This is a genomic window from Nocardioides dubius (assembly GCF_039528155.1).
GTDB classification, from domain to species: Bacteria; Actinomycetota; Actinomycetes; order Propionibacteriales; family Nocardioidaceae; genus Nocardioides; species Nocardioides dubius.
This window is the reverse complement of sequence record NZ_BAAALG010000008.1, coordinates 137,267-152,934: the sequence shown is the minus strand read 5'-3', so window position 1 is coordinate 152,934 and position 15,668 is coordinate 137,267. Positions and strand designations below refer to the sequence as shown.

13 protein-coding genes are annotated in these 15,668 nt (G+C 69.9%); 3 read left to right on the top strand and 10 right to left on the bottom strand.

Annotation, left to right across the window (positions count from 1 at the left end):
• From ABD151_RS10640 to ABD151_RS10595, 10 genes are all read right to left on the bottom strand, one after another.
• Positions 1-1,066, bottom strand: a 1,066-nt coding sequence (locus ABD151_RS10640) for an acyl-CoA dehydrogenase family protein (RefSeq protein WP_343994094.1), incomplete at its 3' end; no start/stop codon positions are given.
• Positions 1,066-3,084, bottom strand: a complete 2,019-nt coding sequence (locus ABD151_RS10635; RefSeq protein ID WP_343994092.1) for an ATP-binding protein — start codon at positions 3,082-3,084, stop codon at positions 1,066-1,068. The genes ABD151_RS10640 and ABD151_RS10635, both read right to left, overlap by 1 nt.
• A gap of 10 nt (positions 3,085-3,094) precedes the next feature.
• The gene (locus tag ABD151_RS10630) at positions 3,095-4,669 is read right to left on the bottom strand and encodes an acyl-CoA carboxylase subunit beta (RefSeq protein ID WP_343994090.1); all 1,575 of its coding nucleotides are present in this window, start codon (positions 4,667-4,669) and stop codon (positions 3,095-3,097) included.
• Positions 4,670-4,671: 2 nt separating this feature from the next.
• The gene (locus ABD151_RS10625; RefSeq protein WP_343994088.1) at positions 4,672-5,184 is read right to left on the bottom strand and encodes an SRPBCC family protein; all 513 of its coding nucleotides are present in this window, start codon (positions 5,182-5,184) and stop codon (positions 4,672-4,674) included.
• Entirely contained in the window at positions 5,184-6,323 is a 1,140-nt protein-coding gene (locus ABD151_RS10620; protein WP_343994086.1) for an acyl-CoA dehydrogenase family protein, read from the bottom strand. Before ABD151_RS10620 ends, ABD151_RS10625 begins: the two co-directional genes overlap by 1 nt.
• On the bottom strand, positions 6,320-8,095 hold the full coding sequence (locus tag ABD151_RS10615) for an acyclic terpene utilization AtuA family protein (protein WP_343994084.1): 1,776 nt from the start codon (positions 8,093-8,095) through the stop codon (positions 6,320-6,322). The genes ABD151_RS10620 and ABD151_RS10615 overlap by 4 nt, the downstream gene beginning before the upstream one ends.
• The gene (locus ABD151_RS10610; protein ID WP_343994082.1) at positions 8,092-8,895 is read right to left on the bottom strand and encodes a TIGR03084 family metal-binding protein; all 804 of its coding nucleotides are present in this window, start codon (positions 8,893-8,895) and stop codon (positions 8,092-8,094) included. The genes ABD151_RS10615 and ABD151_RS10610 overlap by 4 nt, the downstream gene beginning before the upstream one ends.
• A complete protein-coding gene (locus ABD151_RS10605; RefSeq protein WP_343994080.1) occupies positions 8,892-9,509 on the bottom strand; it encodes a TetR/AcrR family transcriptional regulator in 618 nt (205 codons plus the stop codon). Before ABD151_RS10605 ends, ABD151_RS10610 begins: the two co-directional genes overlap by 4 nt.
• Before the next feature lie 113 nt (positions 9,510-9,622).
• The gene (locus ABD151_RS10600; RefSeq protein ID WP_343994078.1) at positions 9,623-11,047 is read right to left on the bottom strand and encodes a zinc ribbon domain-containing protein; all 1,425 of its coding nucleotides are present in this window, start codon (positions 11,045-11,047) and stop codon (positions 9,623-9,625) included.
• On the bottom strand, positions 11,031-11,486 hold the full coding sequence (locus ABD151_RS10595) for a hypothetical protein (protein WP_343994076.1): 456 nt from the start codon (positions 11,484-11,486) through the stop codon (positions 11,031-11,033). Before ABD151_RS10595 ends, ABD151_RS10600 begins: the two co-directional genes overlap by 17 nt.
• Positions 11,487-11,651: 165 nt before the next feature.
• Here ABD151_RS10595 and ABD151_RS10590 point away from each other — a divergent pair, with 165 nt between their 5' ends.
• From ABD151_RS10590 to ABD151_RS10580, 3 genes are all read left to right on the top strand, one after another.
• Positions 11,652-12,962, top strand: a complete 1,311-nt coding sequence (locus tag ABD151_RS10590) for a uracil-xanthine permease family protein (protein ID WP_343994074.1) — start codon at positions 11,652-11,654, stop codon at positions 12,960-12,962.
• Positions 12,963-13,360: 398 nt separating this feature from the next.
• A complete protein-coding gene (locus tag ABD151_RS10585; RefSeq protein WP_343994072.1) occupies positions 13,361-14,719 on the top strand; it encodes a hypothetical protein in 1,359 nt (452 codons plus the stop codon).
• A 171-nt stretch (positions 14,720-14,890) separates the two neighbouring features.
• Entirely contained in the window at positions 14,891-15,640 is a 750-nt protein-coding gene (locus tag ABD151_RS10580; RefSeq protein ID WP_343994070.1) for an SDR family oxidoreductase, read from the top strand.
• Positions 15,641-15,668: the final 28 nt, after the last annotated feature.

Below are 15,668 nucleotides of genomic sequence, written 5' to 3'. Positions count from 1 at the left end.
TGTTGGCCAGGCCGTACTCCACGGTGAGGCCGTTGCCGCCGTGGGTGTGCACCGCGACGTCGGTGGCGTTGCAGGAGACCTCGCCACCGGCGTACTTGGCCATGTTGGCGTACTCGCCGGCAGCCATGTCGTCACCGGCGTCGTAGAGCGCTGCCGCCTTCTGCCACAGCAGCCGCGCCTGCTCCAGCTCGATCTTGACCTTGGCGATCGGGTGCGCGATGCCCTGGTGGGCGCCGATCGGCTGGTCCTTCCAGACCGTACGGGTCTTCGCGTAGTCCACCGCCTTGTCGAGGGCGAACTGCGCCATCCCGCAGGAGAGGGCGCCGCCCATGATCCGCTCGGGGTTGAGGCCCGCGAAGAGCTGCCACAGGCCGCCGTCCTCGTCGCCGACCAGCGCCTCGGCCGGCACCCGGACGTCGTCGAGGAAGAGGGTGAACTGCTTCTCCGGGGCCGCCCACTGCATCTCGATCTGGGTCTTGGTGAAGCCCGGCGCATCGGTCGGCACCACGAAGAGCGCCGGCTTGAGCTTGCCGGTCTTCTCGTCGGCGGTGCGGGACACGATCAGCACCGACTGCGCCTCGTCGACGCCGGAGATGAAGGTCTTCTGACCATTCAGCACCCACTCGTCGCCGTCGCGGGTCGCGGTGGTGGTGATCTGGTGCGAGTTGGAGCCGGCATCGGCCTCGGTGATCCCGAACGCCATCAGCAGGGTGCCGTCGGCGATCGGGGGCAGCCACTGCTTCTTCTGCTCCTCGGTGCCGCAACGGCTGATGATCGAGCCGCAGATGGCCGGCGAGACCACCATCATCAGCAGCGGCGCACCGGCCGCGGCAGCCTCCTCCAGGACCGCCGCCAGGTCGGCCATCCCACCGCCGCCACCGCCGTACTCCTCGGCGATGTTGACGCCGAGGAAGCCGTTGCGGCCCATCTCCAGCCACATGTCGGTCATCTTGCCGCCGGAGCGGGCCTGCTTCTCCACGAACTCGCGGCCGTACTTGCCCGCCAGCTTGCGCACCGCCTCACGCAGTGCCTGGCGCTCCTCGGGCTCGGTGAACATCGTCGACATCACTGCTCTCCTTCGGCTGCTTCGTTGTCCGGTGCACTGACCACCGCGAGGACCGCTCCGGCCTCGACCTGATCTCCTTCTGCGGCGCCGATCTCGGTGACCGTGCCGTCGTACGGGGCGGCGATGACGTGCTGCATCTTCATCGCCTCCATCACCACCAGGGGCTGGCCCTCGGTGACCGTCTCGCCTGCGGCAACCCGGACCGCGACCACGGTTCCCGGCATCGGCGCGAGCAGCGAGCCTGCGGCGACCTGGGTGGAGGGGTCCACGAAGCGCGGCACCCGGCGCAGCGCCACGTGCCCGGTCGGCGTCTCGACGTCGATCCGCTCTCCGGCGAGGAAGACCCGGTGCGCCGCCGCTACGCCACCGTGCCGCGTGACGACCTGCCACGCCCCCGGGACGCCGGCAAGCGGGGTGGGATCGTCAGCGGCGATGCCCTCGACCTCGTCGTAGAGGTCGACATGCTCCAGGCCGCTCGACGTGCGCCGCCAGCCGATCTTCACCTCGGTGCCCTCGTACTCCAGGGCGGTCACCAACGGGCCCGCGTCCACGTTGCGCCACCCGAGCGGCGCCCGGCGCTGCACCGGACGGCGTCCGGCAGCGTCGGCAGCGCAGGCGAGGGCGGCAGCAAGAAGCGTCTGCACCTGCGAGGGCAAGGAACCGGTAAGGCCGCTCAGGCCGACCAGCGCGTCGTCCTCATCGGCCAGCAACGCGGTGGTCATCGTGCCGGCGATCACGTCGCGGTGCCCGAGGATCTGCACCAGCTGGTCCCGGTTGGTGCGCAGCCCGTGCAGCTCGGCGCGACGCAGCGCACCGACCGTGCGACGCAGCGCCCCCTCGCGGGTCGGCGCCCAGACGATCAGCTTGGCCAGCATCGCGTCGTAGAAGGTGCTGACCACATCGCCGGTGCCGAAGCCGGAGTCGAGACGCACGCCGGCGCCGGGCAGCGGACCGAACTGCACGTCGGCGTCGATCTCGAAGCGGGTAAGGGCTCCGCTCTGTGGCTGGTAGTCGGCGGACGGGTCCTCGGCGTAGAGCCGCACCTCCACCGCATGCCCGCGCGGCGCGGTCTCGGCGACGTCGATCCGCGCGCCCTCGGCGACCAGCAGCTGCAGCTCGACCAGGTCGACACCGTGCACCAGCTCGGTGACCGGGTGCTCCACCTGCAGGCGCGTGTTCATCTCCAGGAAGAAGAACCGGTCGGCGTCGGCGTCGTAGAGGAACTCGACCGTGCCGGCACCGCGATAGTCGATCGCGGCGGCGGCGGCGCGGGCGGCCTCGTGCAGCGCGGAGCGGGTGGCCGTGGGAAGGTTCGGAGCCGGCGCCTCCTCGACCACCTTCTGGTGACGTCGCTGCACCGAGCAGTCGCGCTCGCCGAACACCGCGACCCCGTCGGCGTGGCCGAGCACCTGCACCTCGACGTGCCGACCCCGTTCCACGTAGGGCTCCACGAAGACGGTGCCATCACCGAACGCCGACTCAGCCTCGGCAGCGGCGGCCTCGATGGTTCCGGCCAGCGATTCGAGCCGGTGCACGACCCGCATGCCGCGGCCCCCACCACCGGCGGATGCCTTGACCAGCAAGGGCAGATCGGCCTCGGTGGCCGTGTCGGCGGTGTGGTTGGTGAGCACCGGGACGCCGGCCGCCTCCATCAGCTTCTTGGACTCGATCTTCGAGCCCATCTGCTCGATCGACTCCGGCGCCGGGCCCACCCAGATCAGGCCGGCCTCGGTGACGGCGCGCGCGAAGTCGGCGTTCTCACTGAGGAATCCGTAGCCCGGGTGGATCGCGTCCGCCCCGGTCGCCTTGGCGGCGGCCAGGATCAGGTCGGTGCGCAGGTAGGTCTCGGCAGGCGTGTTGCCGGGCAGCCGGACCGCTACGTCGGCGTCGCCCACGAACGGGAGGCCCGCGTCGGCGTCGGAGTGCACGGCAACGGTCTCGATGCCCAGGCGGGCGCAGGTGGCGAAGACGCGGCGGGCGATCTCGCCACGGTTGGCGACCAGGAGTCGGGTGATCATCGTCTGCCTCTCACATCCGGAAGACGCCGAAGTTCATCGCGCCCTCCACCTGCTGGTTGTTGATCACCGAGAGGCAGATGCCCAGCACGGTGCGGGTGTCACGCGGGTCGATCACGCCGTCGTCGTAGACCATTCCCGAGAGCACATAGGGCAGCGACTGCTCCTCGATCATCTGCTCGACCATCTGCTTGGTGGGCGCGAAGCCGGCCTCGTCGAAGGGCAGGCCCTTGGACTCAGCGGACTGCCGAGCGACGATCTCCAGGACGCCGGCCAGCTGGGCCGGGCCCATCACCGAGGACTTCGCGGAGGGCCAGGTGAAGAGGAAGCGCGGGTCGTAGGCGCGACCGTTCATGCCGTAGTTGCCGGCGCCGTAGGAGGCGCCCATGATCACCGTCAGGTGCGGCACCTTCGAGTTGCTCACCGCGTTCAGCATCTGGGCGCCGTGCTTGATGATGCCGCCCTGCTCGTACTCCTTGCCGACCATGTAGCCGGTGGTGTTGTGCAGGAAGAGCAGCGGCGTGTCCTTCTGGTTGGCCAGCTGGATGAACTGCGCGGCCTTCTGCGCCTCGTTGCTCATCAACACACCGCGGGCGTTGGCCAGGATGCCGATCTGGTGGCCGTGCAGCCGCGCCCAGCCCACGCACAGCGCCGAGCCGTAGAGCGGCTTGAACTCGTCGAAGGCGACCTCGTTGTCGGTGCCGACGCCGTCCACGATCCGCAGGATCGCCTCGCGCGGGTCGAACGGCTCCTTGAGGTCGGTGGGGATCAGGTCGAGCAGGTTCTCGGGGTCGAGCTCGGGCTCGGCATAGGTCGGCGCCGGCTCATCGCCCTGCTTGCGCCAGTTGAGCCGGGCCACCACCCGCCGGGCCTGACGGATCGCGTCCCGCTCGTCGACGGCGAGGAAGTCCGACGAGCCCGAGACCCGCGAGTGCATCTCGGCGCCACCGAGCGACTCGTCGTCGGTCTCCTCGCCGGTGGCCATCTTCACCAGTGGCGGGCCGGCCAGGAACACCTTGGCCTGCTCGGCGACCATGATCACGTAGTCGCTCATGCCGGGCACGTAGGCACCGCCCGCCGTCGAGTTGCCGAAGACCACCGAGACGGTCGGCACCTTGCGTGCCGAGGAGCGGGTCAGGTCACGGAAGCCGCGGCCGCCGGGGATGAAGATCTCCTTCTGGGTCGGCAGATCCGCACCGCCGGACTCGGTGAGGTTGATCGTCGGCAGGCCGTTCTGGGCGGCGATGTCCGCGGCCCGGAAGCTCTTCTTCACCGACCACGGGTTGAGCGCTCCGCCCTTCACCGTCGGGTCGTTGGCCACGATCATGCACTCGACGCCCTCGACCACGCCGATCCCGGTGACCATGCTCGCGCCGACCGCGAAGTCGCTGCCCCAACCGGCCAACGGCATCAGCTCCAGGAACGCCGAGCCCTCGTCGATCAGCAGCTCGACGCGCTCGCGCGCGGTCAGCTTGCCGCGGTCGCGGTGACGCTGGATGTACTTGCCACCGGCCTCGACGGCCTTCGTCTGCTCGGCATGCAGGTCGGCGATCTTCTCCAGCATCGCCGTCCGGTTGTCGCTGGCCATGCTCAGCTCCTCTCCGCGGGACCGCCGTCGGCGGCTCCTGGTTCGTGGGACTCCAGCACCTGCTTCATCCGCTCCAAGGTGGTGCGCATCCCGCGCTCGTTGGTGCGCCCACGCAGCCGGCCCAACAGCAGCCAGTACAGGCGGACCGGCAACGACGGCTCGAGCCGGAAGTACTCGGTCACCTCGGTGCCGCCGTCGGTGGCGCGCAACCGGTAGCCCCAGTTGTTGACCGCCACCGCGTCGGTGCCGACCGCGAACTCGAAGACCTCGTTCGGCACGCACTTGGTGACCCGGCACGGCGACCAGTAGGTGGGCCCGACGCCGTTGCGCTTCACGTGCCCGGCGAAGGTCGCCCCGACCTCGGGCCCGGTGGAGCCACGCGTCCACTTGGCCTCGAAGGTCTCCGGCGAGAACTCGCCGATCCGGGTCACGTCGCTGACCAGCGCCCACACCGCCGCCACGTCGGCGTCGATCTGCACGCTCACCTCGCCGCCGAGCGGCTTGCCGATGCCCATCAGCGGGTGTACCCGAGCAGCTTGGCGGCCAGGTCGGTCAGCACCTCGGTGGCGCCGCCGCCGATCGGCAGGATCCTCGCGTCGCGGTAGTGCCGCTCGACCTCGGTGCCGTGCATGTAGCCGGTGCCGCCGAAGAGCTGGACCGCCTCGCTGGTCACCGCCACCGCCGTCTCGACTGCGGTCTGCTTGGCCAGGCAGACGTCGGCGATCACGTTCTCTCCCGCGATGTGCCGGCGCGCGACGTCGTGGGTGTAGGTGCGCGCCACCTGCACCTGGCGGTGCATCTCGACGAGCTTGGCCTGCACCACCTGGTTGGTGATGATCGGCTTGCCGAAGGTCTGGCGCTGACGGCAGTGGTCGGCAGCCAGAGCCAGCGCGCGGGCCGCGTGCCCGTAGCCGATCAGGGCCAGCGCGATCCGCTCCACCACGAACTGCTCCGCGATGTAGTAGAAGCCCGCGTTCTCCTCGCCGATCAGGTGACTGGCCGGGACCCGGACGTCGACGTAGGAGAGCTCGGCGGTGTCGGAGCAGTGCCAGCCCATCTTCTTCAGGCTGCGGGTGACCGTGAAGCCAGGGGTGTCGGTCGGCACCACGATCAGCGACAGGCCGTGCGCGCCGGCCTCGCCGGTGCGCACCGCCGTGGTCACGAAGTCGGCCCGGACACCGGAGGTGATGAAGGTCTTCGACCCGTTGATCACGTAGTGGTCGCCGTCGCGGATCGCCTTGGTGGTCAGGCCGGCGACGTCCGATCCGCCGCCCGGCTCGGTGATCCCGAGCGAGCCGATCAGCTCACCGGCCAGGGTCGGGCGCACGTAGCGATCGATCAGCTCCGGCGAGCCGTGCGCGATCATGTGCGGCAGCGAGATCCCGTGCGTGAAGAGCGAGGCCAGGATGCCGCCGGCCGCTCCGGCCTCCATGAAGCCCTCCTGGGCGGCGATCACGTCGAGCAGATCGCCGCCGTCACCGCCCGCCTCCTCGGGGTAGCCGATCCCCATGAAGCCCGCCTTGGCGGCCGCGAGGTGCAGCTCGCGCGGCAGCTCGCCGTCGTCCTCCCACTGCTGCAGCTGCGGGATGATCTCGCGGCGGGTGAACTCGGCGGCCGACTCCTTGAGGGCGACCTGCTCTGCGGTGAAGCTCATCCGATGTCCTCTCTCCGGGCGAGCAGCCGCTCGTCCACGTTCACCATCCGCGAGCGCACCCACTCGCCGAGTCCCTTCGCCTGCGGGTCGAAGCGCACCGACGAGGCGACGCCGTCCCCGAGCAGGCCGTGGATGACCACGTTCACGCCGCCCAGGTTGGGCAGCAGGTAGACCTCGATCGGCAGCCCGGCAGCCTCGGGGACCAGCTCACGGACCTTCGCCGGGGTGATCAGCTTGGCCAGCCAGTTGACCCTGGCCAGGTAGAGCTCCTCGGGGATCGCCTCGCCCTTCGCGACCCACAGGCCGAGGTTGGCGTCGCCGCCCTTGTCCCCGGAGCGGGCGTGCACGAACGTGCCCAGCGGCATCCGCCGGGTGAGCGCGTCGTGCGGCGCCGGGAACGGCGAGGGGCGCAGCCCGATCGGGTCGGTGGCCTCGGCACCGCCCTCGCTGAAGACGCTCGGCTCGGTGATCGCCTCGCGACGGCCGTCGGCATGCACCACCGTCTGCACGACGGCGTCGCGGGCCACGTAGGCCGGCCGGTACAGACCGTAGGGAGCGGCGGCCGACGGCGGGCCGGTCATCGTGAAGCCCGGGTAGGAGGCCAGCGCCAGCTCCACTGCGGCACTCGTGAACGGCTTGCCGACCGGACCGGGCTTGCTGTCCTTGACGGTGCAGCGCAACAGGATGCTCGCCGCCTCCTCGGTGTCCGCGTCCTGGTGCGGGCGGGTGGTGCCCGACCAGTGCACCGTCGACGGCGGGTCGACGGCGAGCGCCGCGTTCATCTGCTCGCGCACCCAGTCGGCCTTGGTCTCGGTCTCCAGCCCGGTCAGCACGAACTCGACGCTGTTGCGCCAGCCGCCGAGCTCGTTGACGCAGACCTTGAGCGTGGCCGGCGGCGCCTCGCCGCGGACGCCGGTGATCGCGACCCGGTCGGCGGCCTCCTGGCGCAGCTCGATCGAGTTCAGCAGCGTGGTCACGTCCGGGCCCAGGTAGCGGGTGGACTGGATCTCGTAGACCAACTGGGCGGTGACGGTGTCGACGGTGACCGCGCCCCCGGTCTCGCCGCGCTTGGTGATCACCGACGAGCCGTCGGCGGCGATCTCGGCGATCGGGAAGCCGATCGGGCTGTTGAAGTGGCCCTGGCGCGCGAGGTCGCGGAACCCGGAGAAGTTCCCGCCACAGGCCTGGGTGCCGCACTCGATCACGTGGCCGGCCACCACGGCACCGGCCAGCTGGTCGTAGTCGGTGAGACCCCAGCCGAAGTGGTGGGCGGCCGGGCCGAGGACCACCGAGGCATCGGTGACCCGCCCGGTCACCACGATCTGCGCTCCGGCGTCGAGCGCGGCGGCGATCCCGAATCCGCCGAGGTAGGCGTTGGCGGTCAGCGCGCCGTCCAGCCCGAGCTCGCCGGCACGAGCCCGCAGGTCGTCGCCCTCGACGTGCGCGATCGCGACGTCCAGGCCGAGGCCGGTGCTGACCTCGCGCAGTCGCTCGGCCAGCCCGGCCGGGTTCAGCCCGCCGGCATTGCTGACGATCCGCACGCCCTTCTCCAGAGCGAGCCCGAGGTTCTCCTCGACCTGCCGCACGAAGGTGCGCGCATAGCCGAGGCTGGGGTCCTTCATGGTGTCCTTGCCGAGGATCAGCATGGTCAGCTCGGCGAGGTAGTCGCCGGTGAGCACGTCCAGCTCGCCGCCCTCGAGCATCTCGCGCATCGCGGAGAAGCGGTCGCCGTAGAAGCCGGAGCAGTTGCCGACGCGCAGCGTGGCCTTCATCGGTTGGTCTCCTTCTCGGCGGCGTCACGTCCGGTCCCGGGCGGGCCGGCGAAGCATTGGGCGATCCCGAGCCAGGTCTCGGCGTCCGCGCCCCTGGCCCGGAGTGCGGTGTCGGCCCGGTTGATCCGCTGGGTGGCCAGCAGGCAGAGGTCGAGTGCCGGGCCGGTGACCTGCTGGGCGGCGTCCGGCTCGCCCCAGGTCCAGTGCTCCCCGGACGGGGCGACCAGGTCGATGTGGAAGGCGTCGGTGGGCGGCTCGAGGCCGCGGGTGACGAAGGCGAAGTCCCGGGTGCGCACGGCGAGGTGCGCGACGTGCTTGATCCGGTCGGTGGCCTCGGGCTCGGCTCCCAGGGCCTCGTGCACGTCGAGCGCGTGCGCCCAGGTCTCCATGAACCGGGCGGTGGCCATCGAGGTGGCCGACATCGGCGGGCCGTACCAGGGCAGCTTGGTGCCGGGGGGCAGCTCGCGCAGCACCCGCTGCAGCTCGCGGCGCGCGGTGCGCCACCGGGCGAGGAGCTCGGATGCCGGCACTGCGGCACCGCGCAGGGCGGCGCCGTCGACGAACCGCTCCGGGTCCTGCAGCGCCTCGGTGACCAGTGCGTCCCAGCCGGCCTTGTCGGTGGCCGCGGTGACGGCGGACTCGTCGGTCCAGGCCAGGTGGGCGATCTGCGCGGCGACGTCCCAGCCGGCGGCCGGCGTGGCCACGCGCCAGTCTGCGTCCGGCCGGTCGGCGAGGAGGGCTTCGAGCCGCGCGCCCTCGGCGTCGAGATCGGCCAGCACCTGGCCGAGAAGGTCACTCATCCCTGCTCCTGTCGTGCGATCACGGTGTCGAGCTCATCGGCCCAGCGGTCGAGGATCCGGCGGCGGCGTGCGGTGTCGTCGGAGATGGTGTTGGCCAGGCCGAGGCCGCGGACCAGGTCGAGGGTGGCCTGCACCAGCTCGCGGTTGCCGGGCACCGACTCGTCGATGCCGAGCATCTCGACGCAGGCCTGGTGGGTCTCCCGGCCGACCCGCTGCTCCAGCGGCCCGACGACCTGCAGCAGCTCGGCGTCGGTGCGCGCGGCCACCCAGAGCTCGAGCGCCGCGGTGAAGACGTCGCTGGCGAAGTGGTCGCCGAAGGCGTTGAGCACCGCGCGGGTGCGGCCGGCTCCCTGGGGAAGCCCCTGGGAGACCTCCTCCAGCAGGTGGTGGCGGCGCTCGGCCAGCATCTCGACCGCGGCGACCACCAACGATGCCTTGGTCGGGAAGTGGTGCAGCTGCGCGCCACGGCTGACCCCGGCCCGCTGCGAGACCAGCGTGGTCGAGGTGCCCGCCCATCCCTTCTCGACCAGGACGGCGACGCACGCCTCCAGCAACCGCTCCCGCATCGCCCGGGTGCGCTGCTCCTGCGGCACGCGTGTCGTGGTCTGGCTCACAACGTCATCCTGACGCCCCACAAACAAACAGTCAACCCTGACTTTTTCTCCTCAATGTGACCTCAGCGCTCAAAATCCGGCCAATTCCGAGCGCTGAGGTCACATTGAGCGGTTTAGCCGAGGCGGTCGGCGATCCAGTCGTCGGCGGAGCCGTTGTCGATCGCCTCGATCAGGGAGTCCAGCTCGCTGTCCGGGAAGTTGCCGACGATCTCCTCCAGCCAGGCGACGGCGGTCGCGAACGGGTCGACCTGCCAGCCGCCGTCGGTCTCGCGCACCATCACGAACGCCTCGCTGATGCCGCTGGCGTCGACCAGCCATTGCGGCGTGCAGCCCTGCTCCACCTCGCCGTAGTAGGTGGCGAGCTCGGCACACGCGCCGCTCAGGGTGAACCGGTTCGGGTACGGGTCGCCGCTCTCCTTCCCGTTCAGGTCGCCGGTGAGACGGTCGATGTCCACGCGCACCAGTCCGTCCTTCGCGTCCCCGGCACGCACCTCCTGCTCGTCGATCGCCAGATCGAAGCCCGCACCGGCCGCCTCCAGCTCCCGGTTGGCGAGCTCCACGAACGGGCGCAGCAGGGCGCCCTGTCCCGACGGCAGCGCGTCCAGCATCCCGTCCAGGTCGTCACCGCGAGCAGCGTCGGCCAGCACCTGCAGCGCGTCCTGCGGCACGTCCGCGGTGACCGGGTCGCGGTCGCCGCCGTCGGCGTAGGCGCTCCAGTCGCCGCCCTGCCCGAACCAGTCCCGGGCCAGGTACTCCGCTGCGGTCGCCGTCGGCGAGACGTGCCACTTGCCGTCGACCTTGACGGTGATCACAAAGAGACCGGTCCCCGGCTCCCCGCCGATGTAGAGGTCGTCGGCGAGATCGCTCAGGTCGATCCGCTCCTGCCAGGAGTCGCCCAGCTCGGCACGCACCTGGTCGGCGACGCCGGAGAGCGCGGCTGGGAACTCCTCCGCCTTGAGCTCGACGGTCATCGTGCCGTCCTCGAGGTAGACGATCGCGACATCGTCGCCGAGCTCGCGCACCCGCGTCTCGACGTCGTCGAAGGTGACCGCCCCGGCCTCGAAGACGCCGTCCTTGCTGGCCACGCCCGCCTTCACCAGACGCTGGTGCAGCTGCTCATAGACCTCGTCGATGCCGGCGGACTCGGCCGGGTTGAGCATCCGGATCGCTGCGACCGGGTCCTGGCTCTCGGCCGCCTCGAGGATCTCGGTGACGGCGTCCTCCGGCTTGTCGGCACCGGTGTCGGCGCCGCCGAAGACCTGCCAGGCGGCCACCCCGACCACGCCGAGCACCGCGACGCCGACGCCGGCGATCACCAGCCCACGCACCCGCTTGCGACCGGACGGCGGCGGGAGGGGAGCACCGGCGTGCGAGCCGAGCTGCTCGTACGCGGAGACCTGGGGAGCGCCCACAGGCTGGCCGGGCACCGGCGACGGCGGCGCACCAGCTGCAGCGGCACCGGCCAGGGCGAAGCCGCACCCGGTGCAGAACCGCTGCTCCGGCGCCAGGCTCGCGCCACACTCAGGACAGAACTTCATCACGACTCCTGGTCTTCGACTTCGATGGTCTGGTCGTCCATTCCGCGCAGATCGCCACCACGACGGCGACGACCCCGAGCACCCCGAGCCAGGCGCCCGTGCCGAAGCGCGCCGTCTCGAAGTCGGTCAAGGCACCGGTCAGCACGGCGACCGCCCCGACCCCGAGCAGGCCCAGCGACCACCGGCCGATGAGCGCAGCGCGCCCGCGCAGCAACGCGAGCACGGCCAGCCCCGCTGCCAGCACCGGCAGCGCCAACGCCAGCCCGACCGTCCATCGCGGCACGCTGACCAGGATCCGGTCCTGGATCAGCGCGGCGAGGTCCAACAGCGTCGAGCGCGACAACGGCCCCCGCGAGGCCCACGGCACGAAGGCCTGACTCAGCCAGGCGAGGGCGGCGATCAGCCAGGCGCCCGTGGCCACCTGTCGATAGCGCTGCACCGCGACTCCTGATCGTGAACCGACTACGCCCCCGTAGCGCAAGACGCGATCAGTATGCCGCCGCTGCAGGCCGCCGACAGCGGAATCGCCATGGCCGCACTAGGCTCAGGCCGCTCCACGATCCGGACCGGGCCGGATCTTCCCACCCCTGCAGGAGGCACTTCCTTGATCTGGACCAAGCACGGCGACGGCGGCGACGTCGCCCCCGACGCGATCGTCAAGCCGCTCGAGCGGCTCTCGTGGCCGCGCACCATCGGGCTCGGCGCCCAGCACGTGATCGCCATGTTCGGCGCCACCTTCCTGGTCCCGCTGATCACCGGCTTCCCGCCCAGCACCACGCTGCTCTTCTCCGGTGTCGGCACCCTGCTGTTCCTGCTGATCACCAAGAACCGGGTGCCCAGCTACCTCGGCTCCTCGTTCGCGTTCCTCGGCCCGGTCGGCGCGGCGATGGGCACCCAGGCGGCGCCCGGCCCCGGCATGGGCGCAGCCCTCTTCGGCATCGTGGTCACCGGTGCGCTGCTCGCCATCGTCGGCCTGATCGTCCAGGCCGTCGGCACCACCTGGATCCACGTGCTGATGCCGCCCGCAGTGATGGGCGCGATCGTGGCGCTGATCGGCTTCAACCTGGCCCAGGCCTCGTGGGCCAACGTCACCACGGTGAACCCCGACAACGGCGTCACCCTCAACGACAGCCTGATCGTCGCCACCGTCACCGTGCTGGCGATCGCGGCGATCGCGGCCCTGTTCAAGGGCCTGCTCGGCCGGATCGCGATCCTGCTCGGCTTCGTGGTCGGCTACCTGGTCTCGCTGAGCCTGGACCTGGTCTCCTTCGAGGCAGTCAAGGCCGCCGACTGGGTCGGCTTCCCGGAGTTCAACTCCCCCGAGGTCGACTGGTCGGTCATCCCGATGTTCCTCCCGGTCGTCTTCGTGCTGGTCGCCGAGAACGTCGGCCACGTGCGCAGCGTCGCCCACCTCACCGGTGACGACAGCATCAACGACCTCACCGGCAAGACCCTCTTCTCCGACGGCGCCGCCACCATGCTGGCCGGCATCGGCGGCGGCTCGGCGACCACCACCTACGGCGAGAACATCGGCGTGATGACGGCGACCCGGGTCTTCTCGACCGCCGCCTACTGGGTGGCCGGCATCGTCGCCATCCTGCTGTCGCTGTCGCCGAAGTTCGGCGAGCTGCTCTTCACCATCCCCGGCGGCGTGATCGGCGGCGTCACCCTGGCGCTGTACGGCATCATCGGCCTGATCGGCGTGCGGATGTGGATCGACAACAAGGTCGACTTCGGCCAGCAGAAGAACCTCTTCTCGGTCGCCGTGGCCCTGATCATCGCGATGGGCATGGGCAACGCCGTGCTCGAGTTCGGCGACATCAAGCTCGGAGGCATCGCCCTGGGCACCGCCGCCGTGCTGGTGATCTACCACGGCATGAGCGCCCTGGAGCGCCTGCGCAGCAAGAGCGCCTGACCTCACCCCACCACCGATGCCGCCGCCCCAAAAGGGCGGCGGCATCGGGCATTTTCCGACTCCACCCATGATCCCAGAACGCTGCCAGCTATCTAGACGGGGTGAGAAAGATGAAGTATTTGAGCACGTGGACTGCGCCAGTGGCATGTGGTCTTTCTCTCGTCACCTGCCTGACGACGACACCCTCTGCGCAGGCGGGCGAGGAAGTCAGCTAATCGAGGGCGCAATACGCCGAACAGGCAATGCGTTGAGTGAGAGCTATCAGCCCATACTGAGGTTCTTCCCACGCGCGCCGACCAAATCCCAGCACTTGTCCGTTGCCAATCCGAGGAAGTAGCTCCAGCGATCTGGGGACAGAGCAAGCCGGCGCAACGTGGATCGGCGACTTGGTGCACCAGGTGAACATCAAGACGGCCTGGGACTCTCACGGCGGAACGTACGCCATTCGTTCGGTGGCCAACTGGACCCAACGTTCAATACTGGAGCAACGTAACCAGCCAAGTCGCTATTACGGAGCGTCGTATGTTGAACCCCGAGACTTCACAACCAATGGTATTCGTACCTATCGACAGCAGGTGTCTACGGAGGAGCAAGGCACTGGACGCGAATCAAGCCAACCAGAACAACATCGGAATGTAGTGTCGGTGTTCAAGTTCCCGCGAGCCTTGGTACCCGCCGTCTGTGCCGTTCTCCTGGCGAACGGTTGTTCCGCAGGCGGATCAGAGACAGAGCGGTCGAAGGCCGCGCCCTCCAGCACGCCCCAGACCGACACGGGAACGGCCACCGACACGGAAGGCGCCGACACCTGGTCGTGGCGGGTCGTTGCTCAGGACCCCCGCACCAACCGCGGGTACCTGCATGCCAGCAAGCGGTATCTCCTTGAAGCGGACTCCTCGCAGACGATGCGAGTCAACGACCGGAAGAAGGAGTCACCGGTCGCCGCTGTGACCGTTCCGCCCGGTGAGCACCTTGAACAGGTCGACTTGTCCGAGCGCTGGCTCACCTGGGTCACGGTCGAGAACTCCGACGATCCGTCAGTCACACACTGGGTACGCCGTCTCCCGCATGGTTCGCCACAGCGGATCGAGGACATCGCGAAGGCACCTCGACCGCAGTGGCCACCCACTCAGGCCCTCGCCGGATCGCTGTTGACCTACACCGCCGGGGCGATGCACAGACGCTGCGCGGTCACCCTCGACCTCGAGACCGGTACCCACGAGAAGGTCATGTGTGTTCGTCACCGGAAGACCGGGATCGGCATGCCTCGGCTCAGTGAGGCCGGCGTGGTGGTGAACACGCAATCTGAGGACGGAACCCCCAACGGATGCAACCGGGCCTGGGTCCGCAGAGCCGACGACGCGACAGCCACCGAGCTCCCGGCCCAGTTGCCGTGCGCGGCATTCACCGGCGCTGTGAGCAGCTCGACGACGGTATGGAACGAGCAGTACGACGAGGACGCCCCAGACGTCGGAGCCTTCTACGGGCTGGATGGACCGGAGGTCGTACCACTGGGCGACGGTGACGCGGGCTCAGAGATCGCCTGCGGCGACTGGGTCTACTGGACCGACCACGCAGGTGAGGTCGGCAGGCTGAAGCGCTGGCGGCCGGGGACGGATGTCGAGGTCGTCTATCGCAATTCGAAGAGATGGCTCCTGGTTGCCAGCCCACGATGCCGCGACGACCGGATCACCCTGCTCCAATCGGCGAACGGCCAGGGTGAGGACCAATTGATCGAAGCCTTGATTCCCGACGAGTGAGCCATCGCCGACCTCTGCCAGCGCCTCCGCAGCAAGAGCGCCTGACCTCACCCCACCCCGTTGAGTGGTGCCCTGCTGCACCACTCAACGGGCATCGGTGCAGAACGGCACCACTCAACGGGGCGGCGACCTAGGGTGAGCGGACCGACTCCGACGACGTGAGGAACGCAGATGCCGAAGACCGTCCTGATCACCGGCGCCAGCTCCGGCCTCGGCGCGGAGATGGCCCGTCAGCTCGCCGCGCTGGGCTACGACCTCGCACTCTGCGCGCGGCGCACGGAGCGGCTGGAGGAGCTGCGCGACGAGATCCTGTCGAGCAGCGCCGGACGGCGGATCGAGGTGCGCGCGCTCGACGTCACCGATGACGACGCCGTCTTCGACGTCTTCGCCACGTTCGCCTCCGAGTTCGGCACCATCGACCGGGTCGTGATCAACGCCGGCCTCGGCAAGGGCGCACCGCTGGGCACCGGCCGCTACGACGCCAACCGGGAGACGGCGATGACCAACTTCGTCGCCGCCCTCGCCCAGGCCGAGGCCGCGATGCAGATCTTCCGCGCCCAGAACGCCGGGCACCTGGTGATGATCTCCTCGATGTCCGCGATGCGCGGCATGCCGAAGACGCTGACCACCTATGCCGCCACCAAGGCCGGCGTCGCGCATCTGGCCGAGGGCCTGCGGATGGAGCTCGCCGGCTCGCCGATCAAGGTCAGCACGATCTACCCGGGCTACATCGCCTCGGAGATGAACGACCGGCTCAAGAAGAAGCCCGCCTTCATGGTCTCCACTCGCGACGGCGTCACCGCGATGGTGGCCGCCATCGAGAAGGAGAAGCCGTCGGCGCGGGTGCCGGTCTGGCCCTGGAGCGTGCTCGGCACCGTGATCCGCAACGCCCCGCTCGGCATCGTGCGGCGACTGGTCTGACCAGCCGCCGCACATGACGGCGGTCGAT

Coding starts and splice junctions, on each gene's coding strand:
- ABD151_RS10635 (WP_343994092.1), bottom strand. CDS start 3,084: ATGATCACCCGACTCCTGGTCGCCAACCGTGGCGAGATCGCCCGCCGC.
- ABD151_RS10580 (WP_343994070.1), top strand. CDS start 14,891: ATGCCGAAGACCGTCCTGATCACCGGCGCCAGCTCCGGCCTCGGCGCG.
- ABD151_RS10615 (WP_343994084.1), bottom strand. CDS start 8,095: ATGAAGGCCACGCTGCGCGTCGGCAACTGCTCCGGCTTCTACGGCGAC.
- ABD151_RS10620 (WP_343994086.1), bottom strand. CDS start 6,323: ATGAGCTTCACCGCAGAGCAGGTCGCCCTCAAGGAGTCGGCCGCCGAG.
- ABD151_RS10600 (WP_343994078.1), bottom strand. CDS start 11,047: ATGAAGTTCTGTCCTGAGTGTGGCGCGAGCCTGGCGCCGGAGCAGCGG.
- ABD151_RS10630 (WP_343994090.1), bottom strand. CDS start 4,669: ATGGCCAGCGACAACCGGACGGCGATGCTGGAGAAGATCGCCGACCTG.
- ABD151_RS10625 (WP_343994088.1), bottom strand. CDS start 5,184: ATGGGCATCGGCAAGCCGCTCGGCGGCGAGGTGAGCGTGCAGATCGAC.
- ABD151_RS10610 (WP_343994082.1), bottom strand. CDS start 8,895: ATGAGTGACCTTCTCGGCCAGGTGCTGGCCGATCTCGACGCCGAGGGC.